At 69.9% G+C, this 26,383-nt stretch carries 27 protein-coding genes and 1 pseudogene; 21 read left to right on the forward strand and 7 right to left on the reverse strand.

Going from position 1 to position 26,383, the window contains the following annotated elements:
- Positions 1 to 113 precede the first annotated feature (113 nt).
- Entirely contained in the window at positions 114 to 791 is a 678-nt protein-coding gene (locus tag ACFORO_RS29480) for a GntR family transcriptional regulator (RefSeq protein ID WP_377872278.1), read from the reverse strand.
- Positions 792 to 1,022: 231 nt separating this feature from the next.
- Here ACFORO_RS29480 and ACFORO_RS29485 point away from each other — a divergent pair, with 231 nt between their 5' ends.
- The 13 genes from ACFORO_RS29485 (at position 1,023) to ACFORO_RS29545 (ending at position 13,179) form a co-directional block, all read left to right on the forward strand.
- The gene (locus ACFORO_RS29485) at positions 1,023 to 2,192 is read left to right on the forward strand and encodes an acyl-CoA dehydrogenase family protein (RefSeq protein ID WP_377872279.1); all 1,170 of its coding nucleotides are present in this window, start codon (positions 1,023 to 1,025) and stop codon (positions 2,190 to 2,192) included.
- Positions 2,189 to 3,016 (forward strand): HpcH/HpaI aldolase/citrate lyase family protein, encoded by an 828-nt coding sequence (locus ACFORO_RS29490; RefSeq protein ID WP_377872280.1) that lies wholly within the window; start codon positions 2,189 to 2,191, stop codon positions 3,014 to 3,016. Before ACFORO_RS29485 ends, ACFORO_RS29490 begins: the two co-directional genes overlap by 4 nt.
- The gene (locus ACFORO_RS29495) at positions 3,013 to 4,161 is read left to right on the forward strand and encodes an acyl-CoA dehydrogenase family protein (protein WP_377872281.1); all 1,149 of its coding nucleotides are present in this window, start codon (positions 3,013 to 3,015) and stop codon (positions 4,159 to 4,161) included. Before ACFORO_RS29490 ends, ACFORO_RS29495 begins: the two co-directional genes overlap by 4 nt.
- Before the next feature lie 9 nt (positions 4,162 to 4,170).
- On the forward strand, positions 4,171 to 4,905 hold the full coding sequence (gene fabG / locus ACFORO_RS29500) for a 3-oxoacyl-ACP reductase FabG (RefSeq protein WP_377872282.1): 735 nt from the start codon (positions 4,171 to 4,173) through the stop codon (positions 4,903 to 4,905).
- Positions 4,902 to 5,765, forward strand: coding sequence for an FAS1-like dehydratase domain-containing protein (locus ACFORO_RS29505; protein ID WP_377872283.1), 864 nt, complete (start codon positions 4,902 to 4,904; stop codon positions 5,763 to 5,765). The genes fabG and ACFORO_RS29505 overlap by 4 nt, the downstream gene beginning before the upstream one ends.
- Positions 5,758 to 6,972, forward strand: coding sequence for an acetyl-CoA C-acetyltransferase (locus tag ACFORO_RS29510; protein ID WP_377872284.1), 1,215 nt, complete (start codon positions 5,758 to 5,760; stop codon positions 6,970 to 6,972). The genes ACFORO_RS29505 and ACFORO_RS29510 overlap by 8 nt, the downstream gene beginning before the upstream one ends.
- Complete coding sequence (locus tag ACFORO_RS29515; RefSeq protein ID WP_377872285.1) at positions 6,969 to 7,424, forward strand: MaoC family dehydratase; 456 nt, start codon at positions 6,969 to 6,971, stop codon at positions 7,422 to 7,424. Before ACFORO_RS29510 ends, ACFORO_RS29515 begins: the two co-directional genes overlap by 4 nt.
- Complete coding sequence (locus tag ACFORO_RS29520) at positions 7,421 to 9,109, forward strand: CoA-transferase (protein ID WP_377872286.1); 1,689 nt, start codon at positions 7,421 to 7,423, stop codon at positions 9,107 to 9,109. The genes ACFORO_RS29515 and ACFORO_RS29520 overlap by 4 nt, the downstream gene beginning before the upstream one ends.
- A complete protein-coding gene (locus ACFORO_RS29525) occupies positions 9,106 to 9,918 on the forward strand; it encodes an enoyl-CoA hydratase/isomerase family protein (RefSeq protein WP_354741006.1) in 813 nt (270 codons plus the stop codon). Before ACFORO_RS29520 ends, ACFORO_RS29525 begins: the two co-directional genes overlap by 4 nt.
- Entirely contained in the window at positions 9,915 to 11,063 is a 1,149-nt protein-coding gene (locus tag ACFORO_RS29530; protein ID WP_377872288.1) for a CoA transferase, read from the forward strand. Before ACFORO_RS29525 ends, ACFORO_RS29530 begins: the two co-directional genes overlap by 4 nt.
- Positions 11,064 to 11,407: 344 nt before the next feature.
- Complete coding sequence (locus tag ACFORO_RS29535; RefSeq protein ID WP_377896676.1) at positions 11,408 to 11,617, forward strand: hypothetical protein; 210 nt, start codon at positions 11,408 to 11,410, stop codon at positions 11,615 to 11,617.
- Positions 11,614 to 12,789, forward strand: a complete 1,176-nt coding sequence (locus ACFORO_RS29540; protein ID WP_377872291.1) for an AI-2E family transporter — start codon at positions 11,614 to 11,616, stop codon at positions 12,787 to 12,789. Before ACFORO_RS29535 ends, ACFORO_RS29540 begins: the two co-directional genes overlap by 4 nt.
- Before the next feature lie 21 nt (positions 12,790 to 12,810).
- Positions 12,811 to 13,179: a hypothetical protein gene (locus ACFORO_RS29545; protein ID WP_377872292.1), complete on the forward strand. Its 369-nt coding sequence runs from the start codon at positions 12,811 to 12,813 to the stop codon at positions 13,177 to 13,179.
- Between the two features lie 110 nt (positions 13,180 to 13,289).
- Here the strand turns inward: ACFORO_RS29545 and ACFORO_RS29550 are convergent.
- Positions 13,290 to 13,388 (reverse strand): annotated as a pseudogene (locus ACFORO_RS29550) (hypothetical protein); the annotation flags it as partial.
- 164 nt (positions 13,389 to 13,552) lie between these two features.
- Between ACFORO_RS29550 and ACFORO_RS29555 the strand changes: the two are divergent.
- The 3 genes from ACFORO_RS29555 to ACFORO_RS29565 all read left to right on the forward strand — a co-directional run bounded on the left by ACFORO_RS29555 (position 13,553) and on the right by ACFORO_RS29565 (position 14,704).
- Positions 13,553 to 13,723 (forward strand): hypothetical protein, encoded by a 171-nt coding sequence (locus ACFORO_RS29555; protein WP_377872293.1) that lies wholly within the window; start codon positions 13,553 to 13,555, stop codon positions 13,721 to 13,723.
- Positions 13,724 to 13,817: 94 nt separating this feature from the next.
- Positions 13,818 to 14,030, forward strand: coding sequence for an SDR family oxidoreductase (locus ACFORO_RS29560; protein WP_377872294.1), 213 nt, complete (start codon positions 13,818 to 13,820; stop codon positions 14,028 to 14,030).
- Entirely contained in the window at positions 14,027 to 14,704 is a 678-nt protein-coding gene (locus ACFORO_RS29565; RefSeq protein WP_377872295.1) for a class II aldolase/adducin family protein, read from the forward strand. Before ACFORO_RS29560 ends, ACFORO_RS29565 begins: the two co-directional genes overlap by 4 nt.
- 39 nt (positions 14,705 to 14,743) lie before the next feature.
- Here the strand turns inward: ACFORO_RS29565 and ACFORO_RS29570 are convergent, their stop codons facing one another.
- Positions 14,744 to 15,259 carry a DUF4232 domain-containing protein gene (locus ACFORO_RS29570; RefSeq protein WP_377872296.1) on the reverse strand — a complete coding sequence of 172 codons (516 nt, stop codon included), beginning with the start codon at positions 15,257 to 15,259 and terminating at the stop codon, positions 14,744 to 14,746.
- Between the two features lie 236 nt (positions 15,260 to 15,495).
- Between ACFORO_RS29570 and ACFORO_RS29575 the strand changes: the two genes are divergently transcribed.
- From ACFORO_RS29575 to ACFORO_RS29585, 3 genes are all read left to right on the forward strand, one after another.
- Complete coding sequence (locus ACFORO_RS29575; RefSeq protein WP_354740974.1) at positions 15,496 to 16,176, forward strand: response regulator transcription factor; 681 nt, start codon at positions 15,496 to 15,498, stop codon at positions 16,174 to 16,176.
- Positions 16,173 to 17,540, forward strand: coding sequence for a sensor histidine kinase (locus tag ACFORO_RS29580; RefSeq protein WP_377872297.1), 1,368 nt, complete (start codon positions 16,173 to 16,175; stop codon positions 17,538 to 17,540). Before ACFORO_RS29575 ends, ACFORO_RS29580 begins: the two co-directional genes overlap by 4 nt.
- A gap of 81 nt (positions 17,541 to 17,621) precedes the next feature.
- Entirely contained in the window at positions 17,622 to 17,918 is a 297-nt protein-coding gene (locus ACFORO_RS29585) for a DUF1905 domain-containing protein (protein ID WP_377872299.1), read from the forward strand.
- A 168-nt stretch (positions 17,919 to 18,086) separates the two neighbouring features.
- Here the strand turns inward: ACFORO_RS29585 and ACFORO_RS29590 are convergent, their stop codons facing one another.
- Positions 18,087 to 18,629: an SMI1/KNR4 family protein gene (locus ACFORO_RS29590; RefSeq protein ID WP_377872300.1), complete on the reverse strand. Its 543-nt coding sequence runs from the start codon at positions 18,627 to 18,629 to the stop codon at positions 18,087 to 18,089.
- A 345-nt stretch (positions 18,630 to 18,974) separates the two neighbouring features.
- On the reverse strand, positions 18,975 to 19,922 hold the full coding sequence (locus ACFORO_RS29595) for an NADP-dependent oxidoreductase (RefSeq protein WP_377872302.1): 948 nt from the start codon (positions 19,920 to 19,922) through the stop codon (positions 18,975 to 18,977).
- Between the two features lie 83 nt (positions 19,923 to 20,005).
- On the opposite strand from ACFORO_RS29595, the gene ACFORO_RS29600 reads away from it, so the two are divergent.
- Positions 20,006 to 20,584: a TetR/AcrR family transcriptional regulator gene (locus ACFORO_RS29600; protein ID WP_377872303.1), complete on the forward strand. Its 579-nt coding sequence runs from the start codon at positions 20,006 to 20,008 to the stop codon at positions 20,582 to 20,584.
- 186 nt (positions 20,585 to 20,770) lie between these two features.
- The gene (locus ACFORO_RS29605; protein WP_377896677.1) at positions 20,771 to 23,050 is read left to right on the forward strand and encodes an ATP-binding protein; all 2,280 of its coding nucleotides are present in this window, start codon (positions 20,771 to 20,773) and stop codon (positions 23,048 to 23,050) included.
- A 107-nt stretch (positions 23,051 to 23,157) separates the two neighbouring features.
- Here ACFORO_RS29605 and ACFORO_RS29610 read toward each other — a convergent pair whose 3' ends face one another.
- Together ACFORO_RS29610 and ACFORO_RS29615 are read right to left on the reverse strand one after the other, a co-directional pair.
- Positions 23,158 to 23,811, reverse strand: coding sequence for a cutinase family protein (locus ACFORO_RS29610; protein WP_377872307.1), 654 nt, complete (start codon positions 23,809 to 23,811; stop codon positions 23,158 to 23,160).
- Positions 23,812 to 23,884: 73 nt separating this feature from the next.
- Positions 23,885 to 26,329: a penicillin acylase family protein gene (locus tag ACFORO_RS29615; protein WP_377872308.1), complete on the reverse strand. Its 2,445-nt coding sequence runs from the start codon at positions 26,327 to 26,329 to the stop codon at positions 23,885 to 23,887.
- Positions 26,330 to 26,383: the final 54 nt, after the last annotated feature.

Genomic DNA, 26,383 nt, shown 5'->3' on the forward strand with positions numbered 1-26,383 from the left:
TCTCGGTCACCCGACCACCGCAGAACTCGCGCTCCGTACTCGGCTCGCCACTGGCTGCGCCGTGTCGGACGCGCTCCTCGCCGGTGGCATGGACCAGAAACCGACCTGAAGGGTCAGTGGTCCCAGAATCCTTGTCTCTCAAGCAAAGCGACCGCCCGCTCGCCCGCGTCGGCGAGATGTTTCTCCACGAGCGTGCGTGCCCGGGCGGCCGAGCGAGCCGACAACGCGGCCAGGATCAGCCGGTGATCGGCCCGTGCCTTGTCCGGCCAATCCTCGTGCGCCTCGTAAAACCCGTGCGACACCGTCTTGCCCAGGATGCCGAGGAGCGAGAGGAGCCGGCGCGAGTCGGCGGCGTAGTTGATCCTCCGGTGGAACTCGAAGTTCAGCCGTTCCTGTTCGGCACGGTCCGCTCCGGACTCCATCCGGTCCGCCAGATCGTGCATCGCCTGCAGGCTTTCCGGGGACAGGTTCCTCGCCGCGCGCTCCGCGGCCAATCCGGACACGACCCCGAACACGCGGAAGTGGTCCCGGATGTCGTCGCGCGTCATCCGGGCGACGAACGCGCCGCGGCGGGCGATGTGCTCGACCACGCCCTCGTGGTCGAGGGTGATCAACGCTTCGCGGACGGGCAGTTTGCTGATGCCGAGTTCGTCGGCGAGCGCTTCCTGGTCGATCTTCGCGCCCGCGCGCAGCTGGCCGGAGAAGACGCGCCGCCGGATCTCCTGCGCGGCCATCGCGTTGAGGTTCGCCGGGCCGGTGCGGCGCGGTCCGGCACTCGCGGTTTCGGGCATCGCCACGACCTTCTCCCATCCCTGCGCCGACAGCTGTATCGGATGAAGTATTACACGACAGTGGCACGCGCAGGCGACCTCTTCTCGCTCCGCGAGGCGCGCCCGACGCCGCCATAATCCCAGGCTCACCTGCGGGTTTACCGCCATCTGACCATCGCCCGACGGTGTGAGCCATTCGATGATTTCTGATAAAGTATTTTCTCAGCGGGTCGGCTGAGTCATAGTGGGGGCATGGCAGCAGCGGTGACTCCCGAGGACTTCCGGCCCATCCTGGACCTGGTGCGCGACTTCGTCCGGGCGAAGGTCGTTCCGCGCGAGCAGGAGATCATGGACGGCAACGCCATCCCGGCCGATCTGCGCGGGCAGGCGGCGGAGATGGGCCTGTTCGGCTACGCGATCCCCCAGGAATGGGGCGGGCTCGGGCTCGACCTCACCCAGGATGTCGAACTGGCGATGGAGTTCGGCTACACCTCGCTGGCGCTGCGGTCGATGTTCGGCACCAACAACGGCATCGCCGGACAGGTGCTGGTCGGCTTCGGCACCGACGAGCAGAAGACGCAGTGGCTGGAGCGCATCGCCTCGGGCGAGGTCGTCGCGTCCTTCGCGCTGACCGAGCCCGGTGCCGGGTCCAATCCCGCCGGGCTGCGCACCAAGGCCGTGCGCGACGGCGACGACTGGGTCATCGACGGCCAGAAACGCTTCATCACCAACGCTCCCATCGCGGATCTGTTCGTCGTCTTCGCCCGCACCCGCCCAGCGGACGACTCCGGGCCGGGAATCGCGGTGTTCCTCGTGCCCGCGGACACGCCGGGGCTGGAGGTCGGGCCCAAGGACAAGAAGATGGGCCAGGAAGGCGCCTGGACCTCGGACGTCACCTTCACCGGCGTCCGGGTGCCCGCTTCCGCGCTGGTCGGCGGGGACGAGGACGCCGGGTACCGCGCCGCGATGACCTCGCTGGCTCGCGGCCGGGTCCACATCGCCGCGCTGGCTGTCGGTTCCGCACAACGGGCGTTGGACGAGTCCGTCGCGTACGCGGCTTCGGCGACGCAGGGCGGTCAGACGATCGGCGATTTCCAGCTGGTGCAAGCGATGCTGGCCGATCAGCAGACCGGCGTGCTGGCGGGGCGGGCGCTGGTGCGCGAGACTGCGGCGCGCTACGTGTCCGGCGAGGACCGCCGGATCGGGCCGTCGGCGGCGAAGCTGTACTGCACCGAGATGGCGGGCAAGGTCGCCGACCTCGCGGTGCAGATCCACGGCGGCACCGGCTACATGCGCGACGTGCCGGTCGAGCGGATCTACCGCGACATCCGCCTGCTGCGGCTTTACGAAGGCACCAGCGAAATCCAGCGTCTCATCATCGGCGGCGGCCTCGTCCGGCAGGCGAAGAAGGCGCGGAAATGACCAGCCGCGCGGCTTCCCGGGCCCGGGAAGCGGCGACGCTGCTGTTCGTCCCGGGCGACCGGCCGGAGCGCTTCGGCAAGGCGATGGCCGCCGGGCCGAGCCTGGTCGTGCTTGATCTGGAGGACGCCGTCGCGCCGGACCGCAAGGAATACGCGCGGGAACAGGTCGTCGCGTGGCTCGAGGAGAACCCCGAGTGCGCGGTGCGGGTAAACGCCGCCGGCACCGCCTGGCACGACGAAGACCTCGCCGTGCTCAGGCGGCGCCGGTGCACCGTGATGCTGCCGAAGGCCGAACCGGCGACGACGCGCGCCGCGGGCGAACAGCTCGGTGTCCTGCCGGTGGTGATCGCGCTCGTCGAAACCGCGCGAGGCGTGCTGGACGCGCGGGAGACCGCGACTGTCCCGAACGTGCAGCGCCTCGCGTTCGGCAGCTTCGATCTGGCCGCGGAACTGGGCGCGGATCCAGCGGACCGCGACGCGTTCGTCGCGGCGCGGGGCGCGCTTGTGCTCGCTTCCGCCGCAGCGGGACTGCCCGGGCCGATCGACGGCGTCACCGCGGATCTGGACAACGAGCTGCACCTCACCGACGAAGTCCACTACGCACGGCGGCTCGGGTTCACCGGAAAACTGTGCGTGCACCCGAAACAGGTGCCCGTCGCCGCCGCGGCACTGCGGCCGACCCGCGAGGAAGTCCACTGGGCACAGTCGATCCTCGACGCCGGAGCGGACGGCGCGGTCGCGGTGAACGGGCAGATGGTCGACAAGCCAGTGCTGGAACGCGCCCAGCGCGTCCTCCGGCAGGCACGAGAAGGGAATGGGCGATGACGCTCACCGACGACGAACAGCAGATGGTCGCACTGGTCGCGGAGTTCGTGGACGAACGGGTCCGGCCCCGGGTCCGCGAATTCGAAGCCGACGACATCTACCCGGCCGAGTTCATCGAGGAGATGAAGAAACTCGGCTTCTTCGGCCTGCTCGCCCCGGCCGAGTACGGCGGCGTCGACGTCAGCACCGCCTGTTTCGCCCGCGTCACCGAGGAACTCGCGCGCGGCTGGATGAGTCTGGCGGGCGCGATCGGCGGGCACTCGGTCATCACGTACCTGATCAAGACCTTCGGTACGCCAGAGCAGCGCGAGAAGTACCTGCCCGCGATGGCCGAGGGACGTATCCGGGCGACGATGGCGCTGACCGAGCCCGGCGGCGGCAGCGACCTGCAGGCCATGCGCACCCAGGCCGTGCCCGGCGACGACGGCTACACGATCACCGGTTCGAAGACCTGGATCTCCAACGCCGCGCACTCCGGCCTGATCGGCCTGCTGTGCATCACCGACCGCGACGCCTCCCCCGTCCACCGCGGCATGAGCGTGCTGCTCGTCGAACCCGGCGACGGCCTCACCGTCTCCAAGAAGCTCCCCAAACTCGGCTACCGCGGCGTCGAGGCCTGTGAACTTGTCTTCGACGGCCAGAAGGTGCCCGCGGACGCCGTTCTCGGCGGCGAGCCGAACCAGGGCTGGTCGCACATGATGCGCGGGCTGGAAGTCGGCCGGATCCAGGTGGCCTCGCGCGCGCTGGGCGTCGGCCAGGCCGCGCTGAACGACTCGGTCCGCTATGCCCAGGAACGGGAGTCGTTCGGCAAGCCGATCTGGAAACACCAGTCCGTCGGCAACTTGCTCGCCGACATGGCCACGAGGATGCGCGCGGCGCGGCTGCTCACTTTGGACGCCGCGGAGAAGCTAGACGCGGGCGAACGAGCGGACATGGAAGCCGGGATGGCGAAACTGTTCGCGTCGGAAACCGCGATGCAGGTCGCGCTCGACGCCATCCGCGTCCACGGCGGCTACGGCTACTCCCGCGAATACGACGTCGAACGTTACTTCCGCGACGCGCCGCTGATGATCGTCGGCGAGGGAACCAACGAAATCCAGCGCAACGTCATCGCTGCCCAGTTCGTCGCCCGCAACAAGATCTGAGGGAATCCCATGACTTTGCTCAACGGCCGGACCGCTGTCGTCACCGGCGGCGCGCAGGGCATCGGGCTCGCCATCGCCCAGCTGTTCGTCGCCCAGGGCGCCCGCGTGGTGCTCGGCGACATCGACGGCGACGCGGCCGCGAAAGCCGCGGGCAGCCTGGACGGCGAAGCGGTCGGCGTCGCCTGCGATGTCACCAAGGGGTCCGATGTGGACACTCTGCTCGCCGCCGCGGCCGAATCGTTCTCCCCGGTCGACGTGTTCGTCAACAACGCGGGCATCACCCGCGACGCGACCATGCGGACGATGACCGAGGACGACTTCGACCAGGTCATCTCCGTGCACCTCAAGGGAACCTGGAACGGCACCCGCAAAGCCGCCGCGATCATGCGCGAACGCAAGAGCGGCGCGATCGTGAACCTGTCGTCGCTGTCGGGCAAGGTCGGCATGGTCGGGCAGACGAACTACTCCGCCGCCAAAGCCGGGATCGTCGGGCTGACCAAGGCCGCGGCGAAGGAGATGGCGCACCACGGCGTCCGCGTGAACGCGATCCAGCCGGGCCTGATCCGCACCGCGATGACCGAGGCCATGCCGCAGAAGGCGTGGGACCAGAAGATGGCCGAGATCCCGATGCACCGGGCGGGCGAGGTCGGCGAAATCGCTTCGGTGGCACTGTTTCTCGCGTCCGACCTCTCGTCGTACATGACCGGCACGGTGCTCGAGGTGACCGGCGGACGGTTCATGTGACCGGCTGGGAACCGCACGCCGTCACCACCGCGGAACTGGTCGACCCCGCCCCGGTCGCGGCGCTGGCCGCGCTCTTCGACAACGGACTGCCCGCCCCGCGGCCGGGCGACGACCTGCCGCCGCTGTGGCACTGGGTCGCACTCCCCCGCTGGCCTGGTTCCGCCGAACTCGGCCCCGACGGGCACCCGGCGCGCGGCACGTTCCTGCCGCCGATCGACCTGCCGCGCCGGATGTTCGCCGGCGGGGAGGTGACCGTGCACCGGCCGCCGAAGATCGGCGAGACGGTCACCCGGCGGTCCATTGTGGACTCCGTGACGGAGAAATCCGGCCGTTCCGGGCAGCTGGTGATCGTCGTGGTGCGAACCGTGCTGTCCGGTGCGGACGGTTCGCCGCTCGTCGAGGAACGGCAGGACCTCATCTACCGCGAGGCAGGCGGGGGTTCCGAAGCGCCTGCGGCGGAGCCCGCCGACTTGGCGGGCACTCCGTTCCGCCGCGGCGAAAACGGCTGGGACTTCGCCACCGATCCCACCCTGCTGATGCGTTTCTCCGCGGCCACCGCGAACGCGCACCGCATCCACTACGACTGGCCCTACGCCACCCGAGTCGAGGGCTACCCGGGATTGGTCGTGCACGGCCCGTTGATGTCGCTGGCGCTGGCCGAGGTACTGCGCCTGGACTCCCCCGCCGCGCGAGTGACCCGGCTGGCGCACCGCAACCTGGCCCCGCTGTTCTGCGGCCAGCCAGCGCAGCTGCGCACCGAGCCCCGTCCCGGCGGCGCGACCCTGACCCTCATCGGTGCCGCCGGACCGCGCACCAGCCTCGAAGCCGACTATCACGAGGAAGGCACTCCCCATGCGTGACGCCGTCATCTGCGAACCTGTCCGCACGCCGATCGGCCGTTTCGGCGGTTCGCTCAAGAGCGTGCCCGCCGCCGACCTCGGCACGATCGCGCTGAAGGGCTTGCTGGACCGCACCGGCCTGCCCGCCGAAGCGATCGACGACGTCATCCTCGGCCACTGCTACCCCAGCGCCGAGGCCCCCGCGATCGGCCGCGTCGTCGCGCTCGACGCCGGTTTGCCGGTCACCGTGCCCGGAATGCAGGTCGACCGGCGTTGCGGTTCCGGGCTGCAGTCGGTGCTGCTGGCCGCGCTGCAGGTGCAGGCGGGCGCGAGCGACCTGATCGTCGCGGGCGGCGCGGAAAGCATGTCCAACACCGTCTTCTACGCGAACGACGTCCGCTGGGGAGCGACCGGCGCGGGCGTCATGCTGCACGATTCCCTGACCCGCGGCCGCCAGACGCCCGGCGGCAAGCACTACCCGGTGCCCGGCGGGATGCTCGAGACCGCCGAAAACCTGCGACGCCAGTACGGCATCACCCGTGCGGAGCAGGACCGGCTCGCCGCCACGTCGCATCAGCGGGCCGTCGCCGCGCAGCAGTCCGGGGTGTTCGCCGAGGAGATCATTCCGGTGCCGGTGGAGACGCGGAAGGGCACCGTCGTCGTCGACACCGACGAGCACCCGCGTCCGGACACCACCGTCGAAACGCTCGCCAAGCTGCGACCCGTGCTGGGCAAGCAGGATCCGGACGCGACGGTGACCGCGGGCAACGCGAGCGGACAGAACGACGCCGCTGCCGTGTGCATCGTGACCACCCGCGAACGTGCCGCTGAACTGGGCTTGCGCCCGCTGGTGCGGCTGGTTTCCCACGGCGTGGCCGGGGTCGAGCCGAAGGTGATGGGCATCGGTCCGGTGCCCGCCTCGGCGCTCGCGCTGGAGCGTGCCGGGCTGAAGATCTCCGACCTCGACTTGATCGAACTCAACGAGGCATTCGCCGCGCAAGCGCTGGCCTGCACCCGCGAATGGGGCTTCGGCGAAAAGGACTTCGACCGGCTCAACGTGCACGGCTCCGGGATCTCGCTGGGCCACCCGGTCGGCGCGACCGGCACCCGGATCCTGGCCACGATGGCGCGGGAAATGCAGCGCCGCGAAGCCCGGTACGGGCTGGAGACGATGTGCATCGGCGGCGGACAGGGCCTGGCCGCGGTGTTCGAGCGGGTGTCGGAGTGACCCGGGTTTTCGGCTCGGCGGAGGAAATCCGGGCCGCGCTGGGCGAGGACATCGGGCCGACCGAGTGGTTCACTGTCGACCAGGAGCGGATCAACGCGTTCGCCGAGGCCACCGGCGACCGGCAGTGGATCCACACCGATCCCGAGCGGGCCGCGAACGGGCCGTTCGGGTCGACGATCGCGCACGGCTTCCTGACCCTCTCGCTGATCCCGTTCTTCAGCGCGCAGCTGGTCCGGCTCGACTTCGGGTCCGCGCGGATCAACTACGGGCTGGGCAAGGTCCGCTTCCCGTCCCCGGTTCCGGTCGGGTCCCGGCTGCGCGCCCGTGCGACGTTCGCCGAGGCGAAAGACAGCGCCGCCGGGGTCACCGTCACCACGCGGTACACCGTGGAACTCGAAGGCGCGGCGAAGCCGGCGTGCGTCGCCGAAACCTTGGTGGTCGTGGCCGGATGACCGAATTCTGCCGTCTGGACGAAGCGGTCTCCCGTCACGTGCGCGAGGGCGACGCGTTGCACGTCATCCTGGGACACAGCCGCTGGAGCGCGCTCGTGCGCGAGATCGCGCGGCAGCACTGGCACCGGCCGTCGCGGTTCACGCTGATCATGGCGAGCCTGTCGTCGCTCGGCGCGGTGCTGTTCCGCTCCGGGTGCCTGGAGAAGGTCGTGACTGTCTACTCGGGAGATTCGTTTCCCGTGTTCACACCGAATCCGGTGTTCCAGCAGTCCTATGCGGACGGCTCGGTCGAGGTCGAGAACTGGTCGTTCCTGAGCTACATCCAGGGTCTGCGCGCCGCGGCGACCGGCGTGCCCGCAGTGGTCACGGGCTCGGTGCGCGATTCGTCGATGACCGAAAACCCCGGCTACGCGGAGGTCGACACGCCGTTCGGCCGCGTCGGCCTGGTCGCGCCGCTCACCCCGGATGTCGCGATCGCGCACGCCGCGGTCGCCGACCGGCAGGGCAATCTGGCGATCGCGCCGCCGATGTTCGAAGGCTCGATCGGCGCGTTCGCCGCTCGTCGCGGAGTGCTGGCGACGGTAGAGAAAGTCGTCGACGACCTGCGCCCGTGGGCTTCGTTCGTTCGCATTCCGGCGCACCGGGTGCTGGCTGTCGTCGAGGCTCCGTTCGGTGCCCATCCCGGCGGGGTCTTCCCCGGCACCGAGGGCGCGCGGCTGCCGGTGGACGGCTACGCCGAGGACGTCGAGTTCTGGATCGCGGCGCGGGAAGCGAGCCGTTCGGCGGACTTCGACGACTGGATCCGCGAATGGATCCTCGTCGACCACGACACCTACCTGGCGAAACTCGGCGAAGCGCGGCTCAGCAACCTGACTCGCACGCTCGGGCAGCCGACTCCGCCGACCGGTCGCGGCGAGCACACCGGGCCAGTGACGCGTCCGGAACGCGCCGCGACCTGGCTCGCCGCACTCGTCCGGTCGCGGATCGCCGAAATCGGCGCCGACGGCGTGCTCGCCGGTGCCGGTCTGGCGAATCTCGCCGCCTGGGTGGCCGTCGAACAGGCCAAGGCCGACGGGCACGAGGTCGCGCTGGCGGCCGAACTCGGCCTGTGGGACTACTCGCCGACGCCCGGCGACCCGTTCATCTTCAGCTTCGCCAACTTCTCGTCGTCCTCGATGCTGCTCGACACCGAACAGGCGCTGGGGAATCTCGTGAACGGCCCGGCGACGCGCTCGATCGCCTGCGTCGGGGCGGCGGAAATCGACCGGCAGGGCAACATCAACACCACCCGCGTCGTCGGCGGCCCGTATCTCGTCGGTTCCGGCGGCGGGAACGACGTCGTGACCGGTGCGGACGAGACGTACGTCGTCGGGACGATGAGCCCGCGGCGGTTCATCGAAAACTGCAGTTACGTCACCAGCCCCGGCGCACGGGTCCGGGCCGTGGTCACCGATCTGGGCATCCTGACCCAGCGCGACGGCGAACTGGTGCTCACCGCGATCGCGCCCGGTCCGGAGCCGCTGGCCGAACGCGTCGCGCACGTCCGGTCGCGGTGCGGCTGGGACCTCGCGGTCGCGGACGACCTGCGCGAACTGCCCGAGGTGACCGCCGACGACGTTCGGCAACTGCGCAAATACGACCGCGAGGGCCTGTTCCTCGGCGACGGCAAGAAGGGAGCGGCATGAGTCGCTACGCACGATTCGAGAACCTGCGGATCGACGGGCCGGACGAGGACGGCGTCCTCGAACTGGTCCTCGACGCCCCGAACCTCAACGCGGTGAGCGAAGCCGCGCACGCTGATCTCGCCGACGTCTGGCGCGAATTCGACCGCGACCCTGCAGTGAAAGCCGTTCTGCTGCGCGGCGAAGGCAAGGGATTCTCCGCGGGCGGGTCCTTCGACCTGGTCGAGAAGCTGGCCACCGACTTCGAAGCGCGATCCCGCACCATGCGGGAGGCGCGTGACCTCGTCTACAACGTGATCGACTGCTCGAAGCCGATCGTCTCGGCGATCCACGGCCCCGCCGTCGGCGCCGGGCTCGTCGCCGGCGTGCTCGCGGACGTCTCCGTGGTCACCGCCAACGCCAAGATCATCGACGGCCACACCCGCCTCGGCGTCGCGGCGGGCGACCACGCAGCAGTGTGCTGGCCTTTGCTGTGCGGGATGGCCAAAGCCAAGTACTACCTCATGACCTGCCGCCCGCTGAACGGAGCCGAAGCCGAGCGAATCGGCCTGGTGTCGCTGTGCGTCGACGAGGAAGCCGACCTGCTGCCCACCGCCCGCGAGATCGCGCACGAACTCGCGAACGGCGCCCCCACCGCGATCCGCTGGACCAAGCAGAGCCTCAACCTCTGGTACCGCCAGCTCGCGGGCGCGATCTTCGACTCCTCGCTGGCACTGGAGTTCTACGGCTTCGGCGGTCCGGAAGTGCACGAGGGCCTCGCCTCGCACCGCGAACGCCGCAAGCCCGACTTCTCCCGGGTGCACGACGCATGAACCCCGCGCTGCTGGCCGGACTGCGGGTCGTCGAACTGTCCGCATACGTCGCGACGCCGCTGTGCGGGCTCACGCTCGCCCAGCTCGGTGCGGACGTCGTGCGGGTCGAACCGCTCGGCGGCGCCGCCGACCGTACGCGCTGGCCGCTTTCCGACTCCGGGACCAGCCTTTACTGGTCCGGGCTGAACAAGGGGAAACGCGCCGTCGCCGTCGACCTCGAGTCCGAAGCGGACCGTCGCCGGGTCGCCGACCTGATCGTCGACGGCGGCCCGTGCGTGGTCGTGACGAACACTTCGCGACACGCGGACCTCGGGTACGAAGCCTTGCGCGCTCGCCGCCCGGACCTCATCCACGTCCTGCTGGACGGCCGGGCAGGCGGCGGCGCGGCGGTCGACTACACCGTCCAGGCGGCGACTGGTTTCCCGCTGCTCACCGGCACGGGTTCGGCTCCGGTGAACCACGTGGTGCCCGCGTGGGACGTCTGCGCCGGGCTGTACCTCTCGATCGGGCTGCTGGCCGCCGAACGGCACCGGCAGGTCACCGGAGAGGGCCGGTCGATCCGGGTCGCGCTGGAGGACGTCGCGCTCGCTACGGCCGGGAATCTCGGCTATCTCGCCGAAGCGCAGCTGACCGACCACGCGCGCACGAAGTCCGGCAACGAGATCTACGGTACTTACGGCGATGATTTCGAGACTGCCGACGGTGTGCGGGTGATGATCGTGCTGCTCACTGAACGGCACTGGCAGAAGATGCTGGCCGCGACCGGGCTTTCCGACGCCTTCGCCGGGTTGGGCGAGTCGCTGGGGATCTCGTTCGCCACCGAGTCCGACCGGTACCGGCACCGGGACGTGATCACGCCGCTGCTCGCGCGGTGGTTCGGGCAGACGCCGTACGCCGAGGTGGCTGAAGTGCTTACGCGGCACCGCATTTTGTGGGAGCGGTACCGCAGCTTCGCCGAACTCGGCCGGGATGGCGGTGCCGCGCTTCGGGAACTGACGCTGTTCGGGGAGGTCGACCAGCCCGGGGCGGGGGCGCATTGGGCGCCGAAGTCGCCGATCCAGGTGGACGGGGACCGGCTTCCTCCGAGGCCCGCACCGGAGGTAGGACAGCACAACGGCGACGTGCTGGGTGCGACGAGGTCATAGCGGGACTCGGGCGCAGTCCAAGCGAGTCGTCGCCTGGACTGCGCCCGCGACTCGCGGAAGATCGTGCGCTGTCCTCCGGTCGACCACCAGATCAGGCTGTCGGTGCCCGCACCGCGCCACGCCATCACCAGCTGCCCGTCTCCAGTACGGCCCAAAGCGGGAGCCGCTTCCGTGCGGCGGTCGGTCGAAGGTCGCGGCGGCGACCACGTACTCCCGTCGAAGCTTGACCACCAGATATCCGCAATGGACCGCACCGGGCCTGACGGCTCCGTCCGGCCCGAGGCGTCGACTGGTTCCAGCCGCGCCGTTTGCGAGTGATCCCCGCCGGGAACTCGCGGCGCGAGGTGATCGACGTGGTGCGAACCGATGTATCAGCACGGATGGGCCGGTTGCTCTGGTGTGGACTGATGCTCGTCGGCACCATCGCTTCCGGCTACCGCCTGGGTACGGGCATCATGATCGCCGAGGCGGTGCTGGGGGCACGCGATGAACGGCGCTCGCTCGAATCGGGCGCGAAGCCGTTGTCGGCCAAGGCAGAGGCAGCGGCGGGATGAGCGTCCCGGCCCGCCGGATCGCGGGCGCGAACCGCCATCGACGCCGGGACGCCGCCGACGCGGTGCCGTGGTCGCTGCGCGTCGCGGCGGCGGCCAGCTGGCGATTCCTGCTCGTCCTGACCATGCTCGGCGTCGTCGCGTGGACGCTCGGCTATCTCGCGAGCGTCACCGTGCCGATCGGGATCGCCCTGCTCTTGTCGGCGTTGTTCGCGCCGCTGGTGGAGCGGCTGGTGCGCTGGCACGTGCCACGCGCGCTGGCCACGCTCGTCGCGATCGTCGTCGGGCTCGCCGTCCTCGGCGGGGTTCTCACGCTGGTGATCACCACGGTCACCGCGAGTCTGCCGCAGCTGAGCAGCCAGATCGGAGCCAGTCTCGCGAGGATCAACAACTGGCTGCAGCACGGCCCGCTGCACCTGCCCCAGTTGCAGCAGCTGCTCGACAAGGCGGTCAACGCTATCCAGGGCAACACGGCCGAACTCTCCGCCCGCGTGCTCTCCACCGCCGCGACCGTCGGCGGCGTGCTGACCGAGATGCTGCTGACGCTGTTCGTGCTCGTTTTCTTTCTCTACAGCGGCAATCAAGTGTGGCGTTTCCTGCTGCGGATCGTGCCCGCCTCCTCGCGGGACGAGATCGACGTCGCCGGTCGCCGCGGGTTCGCCTCGCTGGTCAGTTACGTGCGCGCGACTGTGGCGGTGGCCTGTGTGGACGCGGTCTGCATCGGCGTCGGCGTCTGGGTGGTCGGGGTTCCGCTCGCGGTGCCGCTGGCGGCGCTGATCTTCATCGGCGCGTTCGTGCCGATCGTCGGCGCGGTGGTGACCGGCGCGGTCGCCGTGCTGATCGCCCTGGTCGCCAACGGATTCGTCGCCGCGGGCATCGTGCTCGCGATCGTCGTCGCGGTGATGCAGCTGGAAAGCCATGTGCTGCAGCCGTTGCTGCTCGGGCGCGCGGTCCGGCTGCACCCGCTGGCCGTGGTGCTGGGCATCGCGCTCGGTCTCGAAATCGCCGGGATCGTCGGAGCGCTGCTCGCGGTGCCGATCCTGGCCGTCGCGAAAGCCGCCTTCGGTTCCCTGCTGCGCGATCCGCACCTGGACCCGGTCGAGATCGACCCGCTGCTGCCCGGCAACGCCCGCACCGCCGGACGATCAAGGTTTCGCGCGTCCCGGGACGGGTAACCGCACGTCGGAGGGACTCTGATGACGAGTTTGATCACTGACGACGCTGATGGCGCGACGCCGCGCAGAGGACCGCTCGAACGTGGTTTTCCGCTGCCCCGTTCGGCGCCGCCGACGGTGTCCTCGACGCTGCACCGGCTCTCTTCGATGGCGTCCTTGCGCGCGTGGGAACAACGTTCGACTCCCGCGCTGATGCACCAAGCGATCCTGAGCGGCGTCAACGCGCGTCATGCCGCCGAAGCGGCCCAGCTGAGCGTCGCTGAAGCGCACGTGCGCTGGAGTGCTTGGGCGGCCAAAAGACTGGCCCCGCAGCGGCCCGGGATCGCGGCGGAACTGCCGGTACAGCAATTTCTCAACGTGCACGCGGCTTTCGCGGCGGCGCTCAAATAGGGTTTTACCCGCGCAGATCCGCTTCCAGCGTCGGCAGCCGATCCTTCTGGTACCGCACCGCTCGGCATCGACCCCGACAACCCGGCGACGACGGTCCCGTCCGCGCCGTGCACCGGGACTCCGACCGCGGCCACACCTCGTTCCGAACGTCTCTGGTTGAGCGCGAAACCGCTGCGCCGCACGCGCGCCGGGCCGGACTCGGCGTCCACGCCGATCCCGCCGCGTTCGTCGACCGGGAAGTCCTGCTGCGCTAAGCGTTCTGCCCCGGCTGCCTGACGCTGCTGTCCACAAAGATCGTTCCGGACGGCGGACCCTCCTACCGAAGCCGGAGCCTGACCCGACCCTCAACGGACTCGCCGGAAAGGTCGCCGTCGTGACCGGCGCGGCCTACGCGCGCCGGCTGGTCTCCGAAGGCGCGACCGTCGTACTCGCCGATCGCAACCTCGAGAGTGTCCAAGCCACCGCCGCTTCTTTGCTGGTCCCGGAAAAGCCAGCGCGTACGCCCTCGATGTCTCCAGCTGCGCGGAGTTCGCTGCGTTCTTGACCGAGGCGTACGGGCGGGTCGATGGCCTGATCAACAACGCCGCGATCTTCTCCACCATCAAGATGAAACCGTTCTGGGAGATCACGGACACGGCATGACGTTCTCGATGGCGCGCGAACTCGGCGAATTCGGCATCCGGGTCAATACCCTCTCGCCGGGCCCGGTCTACACCGAAGTCGCGCGGGAAACCGTGACGCCGGAACAACGCGAGGCCATGCTGCGAGCCCAATCGCTGCACCGCCCCGCCGGGGCCGACGACCTGACCGGCCAGACCCTGAGCGTTAACGGCGGGCTGGTGCACCGATGAGCACGCAACAGGAACTCGTCGCGCTCTCGTCCCGGATCCTGGCTGCCGCCGGACAAGGCGACCTCATCTGGGGCGACGTCTCCTGCCGCGACGCCGACGGGCGGGGCGTGTGGATCAAGTCCGCCGAATGGCGCATGGAGGAGGTCACCCCGGAGCGGGTGCACCTGGTCAACGCCGACGGCGAGGTCGTCTCCGGCGGCGGCCCGCGGCACAGCGAATACCCGATCCACACCGAGGTCATCGCGGCACGGCCCGAGGTGAACGCGGTAGTGCACACGCACGCGCCGCACGCCGTCGTCCTAGCCGCGACCGGACAGGAACTGCGGCCGGTGAGCCATGCGGCGAACCTGTTCGTGCCGCCTGAGGTGCCTCGCTATCCGGAAACCGCTGATCTGATCCTGACGCCCGAATTGGGCAAGTCCCTGGCCGCGGAACTGGGCAATGCGCGTGCGGTGTTCCTGGTGAACCACGGGATCGTGGCGGTCGGCGATTCAGTCGAGAGCGCGACGGTCGCCGCAGTGGTGCTGGACCGGGCATGTGAACAGCAGTTGCTGACACAGTCGTTCGGCGGGTGGCCCAGTTGGTCACCGCCGGAGGAGTCAGGGGCGCATCTATCACCCACGCGCGGTGGGAGCAGTGTGGGATTACTTGGTGCGGCAATTGCCTTGAGCTGAACGGCGCGCTGCCCGGACAGGCAGCGCACCGTTCAGCCGTCAGCGCTCTTGAACCGCCCGGACAGCGAGCGGGCGCTGGCCCGGCATGTGCTTCGCGCACGCCCGCGCGCCGGGCTCCGCCACGATCGCCGACTCGGTGTTGCCCGGCGGATAAACCCGCAAGCCGTAGACCGGTCGAGGTGCGCAGCTCGCCGGGTCGTAAACGTCGACGTCGACCTGGTCGACCCACGCCATGGCGGATTGGCCGGGTGCCAACGTGAGCCTCGGCGCCACGCCGGGTTCCCGTACGGCGGCGTCGCCCACCTGGTGCCGATCCGGGCCCGCGACGTAGGAAACTCCGGGATGGCCGCCCAAGGCGCAGGCGCCGCTGCCGGAGTTGGTGAAGACGATCGGCACGTAGTAGTGCCCGGCGGCCCCCTCTCCCCGGCCAAGCGCGACGTGCAATCCGCTGGTCCGGCAGGACGCCGTTCGGGCGGAAGCGGGCTGGTTCGCGATGACCGTGCCGGCGAGTGCGGCCACGACGCCGCCGATTACGAGGTACCGGGCCGAGATCACTGTCGTTCTCCCGTCGTGCGAGATTCCGCTGATGCTTCATCGTGGCAACGACCGCCCCGGCCGCCCGAGAGGCCAAGGACCCTCTTTGGGTCACTGCCTGCCCGCTGGCAGCAAGGGCCGGACCCGCTGAAAACCCCGCCGTCCGCCGCGATGCACGACGGAATCCGCATCGGCCCCGGTCTTGCCGCGATAGGGAACAATTTCTAGGGCATGTTCTGCGGCGGAGGGGCGGCCCGATGACGGTGCGAGTCTTGCTGGTCGAGGACGACGCCCTGATCAGCGAAGCGCTTTCGCTCGCGCTCGCTGACCAGGGCTGCATGGTGGCGCAGGCCGCGTGCGGCGAGGATGCGTTGCAGATGCTGGAATCGGTGCGCGTGGACGTGGTCCTGCTCGACCTGATGCTGCCCGGCATGGACGGGTTCGCCGTCTGTCAGGAGCTGCGGGTGCGCGGCGACCTGCCGGTCATCGTCATCACCGCTCGCGCCGACAGCCAGGACGTCATCGCGGGCCTGGAAGCCGGCGCGGACGACTACGTGACCAAGCCGCTCGTCGCCGGTGAGCTGGCGGCCCGGATTCGCGCGCTGCTCAGGCGCTCCGCGCCAGTCCGGCGGTGCTGCCTCCAGGTCGGCGATCTGATGCTGAGCACGCACGACGAGACCGTCTCCCGCGACGGCACCCCGATTCGCCTCACCCGCACCGAATTCCGGCTGCTGGCCGAGCTGGCCTCCGCCGAGGGCGAGGTCGTCACGCGGGAGCAGCTGCTGCACCGGATCTGGGGCCGCGACTACTTCGGCGGCACCCGGCTGCTCGACGTGCACATCAGGCGGTTGCGGCGCAAGGTCGAGCCGGATCCCGACTGTCCGCGCCTCGTGCTGACAGTCCGGGGCATCGGCTACCGCGCCAAGCCCCAGCAGTGAACCGGTCCCGGCTTTCGTTGCGCTGGCGGGTTTCCGCGGCGTTCGGGCTCGGTCTGCTGGTCGTGGTGAGCGCGCTGTCGGCGGCGACCTGGCACCTCGCCACCGAGTACCTGCTGAACCAACGCCAGCAGAGCGCCGACCGTCATTCCCGGGTCAACGCGCGGTTGGTCGACAACGAGGTCCGCTCCCAGTCCGGCGGTCTCGGCGAACTGCTGTCCGGCCTCACCTCCGGACCGAATTCGACGATCCTCGTGTCCCTGCCCGGCGGCTGGCAGACCGCCGGGCGCCCGGTCCGGCCCGACCTCCTCCCGCCCGGCCTGCTCTCCCGGGCCCGTCCCGGCGCGCCCGCGCACGACCGCTTCACCGCCGACGGAGTCCCGGTCCTCGCGGTCGCCCAACGACTCGCCACCCAGGACGGTTTCTACGTCGAGCTTCATCCGCTGCTCGGGCTGGAACGGACCTTCCGCAAGCTGCGCATGATCCTCATCGCGGGCACCGTCGCGTGCGGGCTCTTCGGCGTCGTCCTCGGTGCCTGGGCGGCCCGGCGCGCGCTGCGTCCGCTCGCCGCGTTCACCGAGACCGCCGCCCGCATCGCACGCGGCGACATGCGCGCCCGCCTGCCCGAACAGGCCGGTCCGGACCTCGCTCCCCTCGCCGAGACCTTCAACTCGACCGCCGACGCCCTGGAACAGCGAGTCCGCCGCGACGCCCGGTTCGCCGCCGACGTCAGTCACGAACTGCGCTCGCCGCTCACCACGATGACCACCGTCGCGGAAGTGCTCGAACGCCGCCGCGACGCCATGCCCGCGCCCGCGCAGAAGGCGCTGCAGCTCCTGCTGGCCGAACTGCACCGGTTTCGCGGCATGGTGCTCGACCTGCTGGAGATCTCGGCCGTCGACCAGGCCGACAACGGCGAAGAACGCGAACTGGTCGACCTCGGCCCGCTCGTCCGCAGCGGAGTCGCGAGCAGTCCCGCCCCGCGTCCCGCGCTGGACCTCTCCGCGCAACCCCTGCTGGTAGCCGCGGACCGGCGCCGCCTCGACCGGGTGCTGGCGAACCTGCTCGACAACGCGGCCCGCTATGGCGGCGGTGCGGTCCGCGTGGCCGCACACGCAAGCAACGGCGTCGTCCGGCTGGAGGTGGACGACGCGGGCGAGGGGGTGCCCGCCGAACTCCGGGAGCGGATTTTCGAGCGGTTCTCCCGGGGATCGCACGCCGGACGGCGGGATCCCGACTCGGGAACGGGATTGGGACTGGCGATCGTCGCGGACCACGTGTACCGCCACGACGGGCGGGTGTGGGCGGAGGGCAGACCGGGCGGCGGGGCACGGTTCGTCGTCGAACTTCCCGAAGCGCGCGGCTGACCGGCCTGTCGTGCGCTTCACGACTGCCTGATCGCGCAGCTCGCCCCGGAAATTGTCGGTGTCGCGTGCGAACCTGACGGAGTGGAAGTGCACTTCGACGCCGAACTGTGGATCTGGGACGCGCGGCGGACCGACACCTGGACCTTCGTCAGCCTGCCCGGCGACGTCTCGGACGAAATCCGCGAACTGGGCGGGCCCCGTCGCGGGTTCGGGTCGATGCGCGTCCTGGTCCGCGTCGGCGCTACTACCTGGCGAACCTCGATCTTCCCGGACAGCGAGCGCGGGTACGTGCTCCCGGTCAAACGCGCGGTGCGCAAAGCCGAAAGCCTCGATCCCGGCGACATCGCCCAGGTGACCGTGACGGTCCTCGACCTCTGACTGCCGCCGAAGCCGGTCCGGTCCGGCGGGGAAGATCCCGTGCCGGGCGGGGATGAAGTCGGCCGGGACTGCTGGATCGGGGGAACTTGGCGAACGCGGTCGCGACGGCTCCTGTCACCTGCCGACGAGGCCGAGCGATCACACGCCGCCAGCCCGGAACAGTCCCGGCTAGCGCGCGGGCGATCGGATGTACTCCACGGGAATGCCGGTGAAATCCCACCCCAGAAGGTTTTCCTCGCCGGTGTTCGACAGGATTTCGTAGAGAAGCCGCGTGGTCGGGCCTGGATGCTCGCGCCACTCGTCCGCGCCTTGGCTGTGGTAAGCGATCTTCCAGGCGTCCGGGTCGGTCGATGTGGTGATCCAGCAGAAGGTTCCGCCTTGACCGTCAGTTCCCCACGGCAGCAAGCCCCCAGGCTCGGGGAAGAGACCGTAGTCGACGTCGGTGAGGTATTCGAGGTCCTCGTCGCCGAGGATATTCAGGAGTTCGTCAAGATCGCGCTTGTACTTGATCCAGTCCTGCTCAGTCGCGACCGGACTCCGGATAACAATCCTGCGAAATACGCCGCCCGGGAAGCGGGTCAAAAGTTCCTTATAGTCGGCTGGCAGCGGTGTGCCAAGTTCGCGTTCAACGTCTGACCACTCCTTTTCCGGCGTGAACTCTTCGCGCCAGTCGAGGAGCCGAGCGATCTCGTCGACACGGGACGGGGCCACCTGACCTCCTGGTGTCAGCTTCGTGTCTTCGTCCGGATTTTCGCGGAGCAGTCGACACCCTAGCGGCAGCGTGGTGCTCAGCCGTCGGCATCAAGAATTCTGGTTCTGCCGAATCTACGGCCCAGGTCTTCCTTACCGGCATCGGCGGACCGGACTGGCTGGCCGCGGCGGGCAAACTGGCCACCGAATTCGGGATCGGCCTCGCCGCCCGCCAGATCGGCCTCGGCCGCGAGTACACCGACCCGCTCGGCGGCGAGGAACGCGTACGCGAGTTCGGCGCCGCGCGATGTCCTCCGCCAGGTTCTGGCGCGATAGCCCGAAAACCCCGGACCCGGTTCCCGGTTCCTAGAGGTCGATGACGACCTTCCCGTGCACGTGGCGCTCCGCCTGAAGCTCGACCGCGGCGCGGATCCGCTCGACCGGGAAGGTCGCCGCGATCGGCACCCGGAGCCGTCCCGCCGCCGCCAAACCGGCGATCTTCTCGAGCGCGCCGGGCGCCGCGTTGGCGCCGTTCGCTGGAGTGATGCCGTCGATCTGGCCCGCGATGGTGGTGATGCGTTCGTCCGGCACGCCGAGTTCGCGGGCCGCCAGCGCCGTTTCCGTCCCATGCAAGTCCATCGCGGCGGTGACGCCGGCGGGAGCCAACGCACGGACCCGTTCGACCAGACCATCTCCGTAGACGACCGGCTCGGCCCCCAGCGCGCGCAGGGCATCAGCGGAGGCGGCCGACCCCGTGCCAATCACTCGCGCACCCGCGAGGCGCGCGAGCTGGACGGCGAACACGCCGACCCCGCCTCCCGCACCGCCGACGAGCACCGTGTCGCCCGGGCCCGGGTTGACCACCGCCAGTGCCGCAGCCGCCGTGCAACCCGCGATAGCCAGGGCGCTGGCGGTGCGGTCGTCAACGCCATCCGGTGTGCGGTGCGCCTCGCCGCCCACCGCGATGGTCCCCGCGACGTCCACGACGACGTAATCAGCGACCGCGCGGGACAGGACGCCGCCGAAAACCCGGTCACCGACCGCGAACTCGCGCACGCCGTCGCCGACTTGGTCCACCGCACCGGCATAGTCGGTGCCGAACCCGCACGGCAGGCTCAAACCGAACCGCGCGGCGGTCTCCGCGTCGGAGGTCATGAACCAGTCCATCGGGTTCAGGCCAGCCGCCGTGACCCGCACACGAATCTGGCCCGGACCGGCCTGCGGCACCGGCACTTCGCGGATGCTCAAGGCTTCCGGCCCGCCGAACGACGCGAGCTGAACCGCCCTGCTCGTGGTGGCGCTGGGTTCTTTCATGCTCACCTGTCTCCTGAAGCAACACAAACGGACTATGCTCCGCTTCCGTCACCCAAGCTAGCACAAGTGGAGCGTGATCCGTTTTGACTGCCGCGCCGACCCCCAAGCCGAGAGCGGACGCGACCCGCAACCGCCAGCAGTTGCTGGACGTGGCGACCCGGTTGTTCGCCTCGGCCGAGACTGAGCCGTCGATGCGCGCGATCGCCAGCGAAGCCGGGGTCGGCATCGCGACCCTCTACCGGCACTTCCCCACCCGCGAGTCACTGGTCGACGCGGTCTACCAAGACCAGGTCTCGCGACTCACCGCCGGTGCCCGCGAGCTGCTCGCCGAGCTCGGCCCGGCCGCCGCGCTCCGCCGCTGGATGGACCTGTTCGGGGACTGGATCGCGACCAAGAACGGAATGCTCGACACGCTCCTCGCGATGGTCGAATCCGGCGAGATCGCCCACGCCCGCACCAGAACCGAACTGCTCGCGGCCGTCGACAGCCTTCTCGAAGCCGGCCGCACGAGCGGGGAACTCCGCACCGACATCCCCGCCGAAGACATCGCCGCCGCACTCATCGGCATCTTCACCGTGGCTGGCTCACCCGAGCACAAGGCGATGGCCGGTCGCCTGCTCGACCTTTTGATGGACGGGCTCCGGCCGACCGAAGGCGGCTGAGCGAGAGTGCGGCGGGGATAGGAGTCGGCGCGGTTCGGGCACCAGCACCGCTACGGACGTTGCGCGTCCCGACACCCTCCGCAACCATGTCGGAGGGGGGTTCTGCACGCGACGGCACCTGCCCCTCGATCTGGGTCGCACCCAGCGGCGTCCTGTTCTTCACACCGCCGGCGAAGGGGAGACGAGTTGGCAGGCCGGTTCGGCGTGCTGCTGCGGCAGCTGCGGCAAGCTGCCCGGCTGACCCAGGAGCGGCTCGCGGAGCGTTCCGGGGTGTCCGTCCGGTCCATCAGGCGGTTCGAGCTCGGACAGGGCGGCGAGCCCCGCATGGCCACGGCGCGTCTGCTGGCCGACGCCCTCTGCCCGAGCCCAGCCGAACGGCACGAACTGCTGGCCGCCGCGCTGACCGGCGCCGAGAGCGGCGGTCAGGGCCCGGTCGGCTCGACGCCGCGCCAATTGCCCGCCCAGGCGGGGACATTCGTCGGGCGCCGCGCCGAACTCGCGTCCGTGGACAAGGTCTTCGGAGCGCTCGGGTCGGGCGGGCTGGCAGTGGTGTCGGCGATCGGCGGGGGCGGCGTGGGCAAGACCTGGCTGGCGCTGCGCTGGGCTTACGCCAACGTGCCGCGGTTCCCCGACGGGCAGCTGTTCGTCGATCTGCGCGGCTTCACGCCCCACGGCGATCCGATGACGGCGCAGGAGGCCGTCCGGGTGCTCCTGGGTTCTTTCGACCTCGAACCCGCCGCGATCCCTCCCGACCTGGCGTCCCAGACCGCCTTGTACCGCAGCCTCACCGCGGGCAAACGGATGGTGATCGTGCTGGACAACGCCCGGGACACCGCACAGGTGGCTCCGCTGCTGCCCGGCGGTTCGTCCTGCGCGGTGCTCGTCACCAGCCGCGACCGGCTGACCGGTCTCGTCGCCGCCCACGGCGCGAAGCCGGTGCCGCTGGACGTTCTCGGCCCGGCCGACGCCCGGCAGCTGCTGGCGAGCCGCCTCGGACACGAGCGGCTCGCCGCCGAGCCGGACGCCGCCGCCGAGCTCCTGTCCTGCTGCGCCGGGCTGCCGCTGGCGCTGGCCGTGGTTTCCGCTCGCGCGGCCGTCCGGCCCTCCTTTCCGCTGGAGGCGCTGGCCGCCGAACTGCGCCACGCCTCCGACCGGCTGGACACGCTCGACGCCGACGACACCGCCGCCAGCGTCCGGGCCTCGCTCTCCTGGACGCACGGCGCGCTCACCGCCGATCAGGCGACGGTGTTCGCGCTGCTGGGTCTCGCGCCCGGTCCGGACATCGGGCTGCCCGCCGCGGCCGGGCTGGCCGGACTGCCCGAGGACGAGACCGCCGAGGTGCTGCGGGCGTTGGAGCAGGTCTCGCTCGTCCACCACCACCTGCCTGGCCGATATCGCATGCACGACCTGGTCAAGCTCCACGCCGAGGCCATCGCCCGCCGCGACCTGCCCGAACGCACGAGGGACGCCGCGCTGCGGCGGCTGGTCGAGCACTACCTGCACAGCGCGGGCGGAAGCGGCCAGCTGCTCGACCCGCACCGCCAGCCCGTCCGGCTCGCTCCCCCGGCGCCCGGCTGTCGCCCCCGCCCGCCCGCGGACCGGGCGGCGACCATCCGATGGTTCGACGCGGAACACCCCAATCTGCTTGCCGCCCAACGCCTCGCCGCCGAGAACGGCTGGCACCGCGAGGTGTGGCAACTGGCCTGGGCGCTCAGTCCGTCCCTCCACCGCAGGGGACACAACTACGATTCGCTCGCCGTCTGGTCCGCGGCAGCGGCCTCCGCCGACCGGTTCGCCGATCCCGTCGCCCAGAGCCTCGCCCGGCGGTTCCTCGGCTGGACCTGCGCCCTGCTCGACCGGCCCGACGACGCGCTGGACCACTTGCGGCACGCGGTCGCCCTGGCCGGGGCGTCCGGCGACCCGCTCAGCCAGGGCCACGCTCTCCGCTTCCTCGCGGCGGTCTGCGACCAGCACGGGGACCACCGCCAGGCACTGGCGCACGAGCGCGCCGCACTCGTCTTCTTCGACGCCCTGGAAATGCCCGCCTGGCAAGGAGATGTGCTGAACATGATGGGCTGGAGCGCGGCCCTGCTCGGCGAACTCGACGAGGCCCGCGCCCACTGCGAGGCCGCCCTCGCCCTGCTTCGCAGGCATCACCACCCCGTCTCCGAATCCAACACCCTCGACAGCCTCGGCTACATCGCCCACCGGCGCGGAGATCACGCGATGGCCGTCGACTACTACCGGCAAGCACTCGCCCTGTGCCGCGACCACGGCCACGCCTTCTTCGAAGCCGAAGCCCTCGAGGGGCTCGGGCACCCGTATCTCGCCCTCGGGAACGGCGAGCAGGCCCGCGCGGTCTGGCGGCAAGCGCTGGCGCTCTACCAGACCCAGCACCGCACAGACCGCGCCGACCGGGTCCACCGACAACTGGCCGCCCTCGACGACGACTCCGCCCCGCACTGACCACAGTGGACACAAGCCGACGCGTCCCGGCGCGAGAAGATCGCTGGGTCCGGCGGAATCTCAGCGCCGGTGCCGCCGTGCGGCCTGGCCCCGCACAGATCGGTGGCTTACCACGGCATCCAGACGCCGTTGTACCACTGCTCGTTCGCGTTGTCGTTGTGGTGGTTGCCGTCGAAATCGACGTCGTAGTGGTTGATGTGGTCGGCCGGGTACCCCAGCGGGTTGGCGGAGGTGTCGCAGACGTAGTCCACGGTGCAGATCGATTTGACGGGCACATTGCCGAAGAACCGGTCGACCCCGGCGAGCGGTGCTCCGACGGCGGGGCCGAACACTCCGGTTCCGCCGTCGGCTCCCGGAGGTCCTTGCCGCTTCGGATCGGCGACGAGAATGGCGTTGACGTTGTCGAACGACGTCCAGTTCGTGGTGACCCAGACGTGCACCACCGCGGCGCCCATGGAGTAGCCCATCATCTTGACGTGCTGGCCCGGGCACGCCGCGCGTTGCTCGCGGACCAGCCGGTTCAGCTCGTTAACGCCGGCCTGGGTGCTGGCGCCGTTGGGGATGTCGGTCGGATACCCGACGTGCTGTGTGACGTTGAAGAACCGGTCGTCCCACCAATGGCTCCGCCACCCGCCGACAGCGATCGAGTAAGTCCCGTCGCACGGCGCCGTGGCGGCCCGCGCCGACGGTCCGGTCCAGACCGAAAGCCCGGTTATCGCCAGCAAACCTGTCACCAGAGCCGCGATGTTCTTCTTCCTCATGCAACCTCTCCGTTCAGTGGGAATCTGCCGCCCGCTCAAGCGATCCGAGGATGACGGCGGGAATCAGGGGTCCTCAGTTCAGGACCACGACCTTCAGCGCGGGCGAGGCCGCGATCTGGTCTTCGGTGAACCGCTCGGGCACCCATTGGCCGGCCGAGAAAAGCTTGGTCTGGTCGGCGTAGTGCGGCGAGGTCGGGTCCGCCGACTGGGAATACGTCAGCACCGAGGAGGCCTGCGGCGGTCCGTCGGCGGCGAACCGCACCTCCTGGACGAAGCTGGACCCGAAGACCACGTCCAGTGTGCCGTCGCCGTTCTGGCCCGGACTGATCACGTTCAGCACGCCCAGATCCGAGAGCGAACCGTGGACCGGGATCTGCTCGCCGTTGCGGGTGACCTTCTGGATGTCCGACAGCGGGGCGTCGAGCGGGATGCCGGCGTTGCGCAGTGCGATGACCGCCCGGCCGAACGCGTCGTGCACCGCGGAGTTGCCGGTGTCGAGCGAATTGGGGGTGTGCACCGGATCCCGGACATCGAAGGGAACCCGCCACGGCACGCTCTTGAACAGATCGCCGCCGGAGAGAGAGAACCAGAAGTTCTCGAACAGCCACGATCCGCGGCTGGCGACGGTGTAGCTGTGGTCCTTCCAGCCGGCCAGGATCGGGCACGCCTCGCTCACGTTCACCAGGACGCCGTCGACCAGGATGACCCCGAACGGAAGGTCGCGGCACATCGACACCACGGAATCAAGCGCCAGATCGGCCGCCCGGCTGCGGTCGGCGAACAGCAGCTGCCGCATGGTCTCCGGGGTGAATCCTCGGCCGGGAAGGCCGTCGGCGCCGTTGATCCGGTTTTGCGCGGTCAGGATCAGCTGCTGGGTTCGCAGCGACCGCGGGGTCGCCGAATCGCCCATGACCCGGGGGTATGCCAGGGGCTGGGCGGGATTGGACAGCCAGGCGCTGTCGTTGGCGTTGCCGACGAAGTCCGACCGGATCAGGCGTGGCTGCCGGTGCGGATCCAGGACGCCGGGGGCGGCGGCGTTCGGGTCGTTGGGCCAGTCGCATTCGCCGCGTTTGCCGTCGAAGATGGAGATCGGCGGCACGTCAGGCAGCTTCACCTGATTGAACAGCAGCTGGCCGGTAAGGGTGAGACACGATTGCGCGTGCTCGTCGGTGATGTTCGGCGCGGCCTGGATGTCCGCGTACAGCGCGTTGCCTTTGCGGTCGGCGGCGACGGTGTTGAAGAAGGGAACTCCCTGTGTCCGCTCCAGGATGCTGACCACGTCGTGCACGTCCTTGGCCCGGTCGAGCCGGAACCAGGTGTTCAACGCCCGGAGGTTGTCCATGTTCACGTCGCGGACCGCGTGCGCGCTGACCACCCAGGGCAGCGGAACGCCTTGGAGCGAGGTGGTGATCGGGCCGTACCGGGTCGACCACAACGTCCTGGTGACCGTGCCGAGCGAACCGTCCTTGTTCAGCACCTCGACGCTGACCTGCTGCGAGGTCATGTTCTCCCACTTGCCGTCGACCAGGTAGACGGTGGGGTGCAACGGATCCACCTGCACGTCGAAAAGACCGAACGGGGCGACTGTCGCGACCGTGTGGCTCCAGGCGACGTCGTTGTTGTGCCCGATGTTCACCGCGGGAAACCCGAGCAGGCTGGCGCCGGAGACGTCCGCTTGCCCCGGGATCGTCAGGTGGCTCTGCCACATCCGGTTCTTGCCCTGCCAGGGAAAATGCGGGTTGGCCAGGAGCATGGCGGTGCCCCCAGACACCCCTTGCGCACCGACCGCCAGCGCGTTGCTGCCCATTCCCTGCCGGCGCGCGGCAGCCACCGCGTCGGCGATCCGGCGGGCGGTCTCCTCCGCGGGGAGCGCCCGCGGCGGCGCGGCGGCCACCGACGGCGCGGCGTTGACCTCGCCGTCCAGCAGTGCCTCCGCGCTGCCCATGATGATCTCGGCGTGTGCGTGCCGGTAAACGTCCGACTCCGCGATGGGGCGAACCCAGGCGGCGCCGCGGCACGCCGGATCGGAGATGTTGTCCGCCCCGGTCTCGGCGAGGTACCGGTTGTACCCCTGGACGTAGCCGTGAATGGCTTCCTTCACCTCCGGCTCCGGCCCGTCGGGGGCGGGCTGGGCGGCCAGGCGCTCCACTACGTGGTTGTCGTTGATGCGCTGGAAATACAGATCGCTGTTGAGGTTGGTGGTGGTGTTCTGGTGCTCCCCCGGGCTCGCCTTGCCGTCAGGACCCAGGAATCGGGATCTGCGGCCGTTGACCGTCAGGTAGGTGTCGGCCAAAGTGCAGATGTTGTCCTTGGCCGCGGCGTAGCCGTATCCCTCCCCTATTCCTTCCCAGTTCGACGCGATGATGTGCGGGATGCCGTACTCGGTGTAGCGAATCGTCGGCTGGTCCGGCCCGTGGTCGGTTGCCATGGCCGGGACCGTCGCCGTAGTCGCGACCAGCAGCGCCGCGGCCGGGAAAGCCAGCGACAATCCGGTTCTCGGTCTCCTCCTGCTCGCCATCGAACCGTCCTTCCTCGCGGTTAAGGCGAAATCAGCGGGTCGTTTTCCTTGCCG

The sequence above is a fragment of the Amycolatopsis halotolerans genome, from assembly GCF_042647905.1.
Classification (GTDB): Bacteria; Actinomycetota; Actinomycetes; order Mycobacteriales; family Pseudonocardiaceae; genus Amycolatopsis; species Amycolatopsis halotolerans.

Bases quoted from the DNA above. Each gene is read 5' to 3' on its own strand.
- ACFORO_RS29480 (WP_377872278.1), bottom strand. From the start codon at position 791: ATGCCCGAAACCGCGAGTGCCGGACCGCGCCGCACCGGCCCGGCGAAC.
- ACFORO_RS29485 (WP_377872279.1), top strand. From the start codon at position 1,023: ATGGCAGCAGCGGTGACTCCCGAGGACTTCCGGCCCATCCTGGACCTG.
- ACFORO_RS29490 (WP_377872280.1), top strand. From the start codon at position 2,189: ATGACCAGCCGCGCGGCTTCCCGGGCCCGGGAAGCGGCGACGCTGCTG.
- ACFORO_RS29495 (WP_377872281.1), top strand. From the start codon at position 3,013: ATGACGCTCACCGACGACGAACAGCAGATGGTCGCACTGGTCGCGGAG.
- fabG (WP_377872282.1), top strand. From the start codon at position 4,171: ATGACTTTGCTCAACGGCCGGACCGCTGTCGTCACCGGCGGCGCGCAG.
- ACFORO_RS29510 (WP_377872284.1), top strand. From the start codon at position 5,758: ATGCGTGACGCCGTCATCTGCGAACCTGTCCGCACGCCGATCGGCCGT.
- ACFORO_RS29520 (WP_377872286.1), top strand. From the start codon at position 7,421: ATGACCGAATTCTGCCGTCTGGACGAAGCGGTCTCCCGTCACGTGCGC.
- ACFORO_RS29525 (WP_354741006.1), top strand. From the start codon at position 9,106: ATGAGTCGCTACGCACGATTCGAGAACCTGCGGATCGACGGGCCGGAC.
- ACFORO_RS29530 (WP_377872288.1), top strand. From the start codon at position 9,915: ATGAACCCCGCGCTGCTGGCCGGACTGCGGGTCGTCGAACTGTCCGCA.
- ACFORO_RS29540 (WP_377872291.1), top strand. From the start codon at position 11,614: ATGAGCGTCCCGGCCCGCCGGATCGCGGGCGCGAACCGCCATCGACGC.
- ACFORO_RS29545 (WP_377872292.1), top strand. From the start codon at position 12,811: ATGACGAGTTTGATCACTGACGACGCTGATGGCGCGACGCCGCGCAGA.
- ACFORO_RS29560 (WP_377872294.1), top strand. From the start codon at position 13,818: ATGACGTTCTCGATGGCGCGCGAACTCGGCGAATTCGGCATCCGGGTC.
- ACFORO_RS29565 (WP_377872295.1), top strand. From the start codon at position 14,027: ATGAGCACGCAACAGGAACTCGTCGCGCTCTCGTCCCGGATCCTGGCT.
- ACFORO_RS29575 (WP_354740974.1), top strand. From the start codon at position 15,496: ATGACGGTGCGAGTCTTGCTGGTCGAGGACGACGCCCTGATCAGCGAA.
- ACFORO_RS29595 (WP_377872302.1), bottom strand. From the start codon at position 19,922: ATGAAAGAACCCAGCGCCACCACGAGCAGGGCGGTTCAGCTCGCGTCG.
- ACFORO_RS29610 (WP_377872307.1), bottom strand. From the start codon at position 23,811: ATGAGGAAGAAGAACATCGCGGCTCTGGTGACAGGTTTGCTGGCGATA.
- ACFORO_RS29615 (WP_377872308.1), bottom strand. From the start codon at position 26,329: ATGGCGAGCAGGAGGAGACCGAGAACCGGATTGTCGCTGGCTTTCCCG.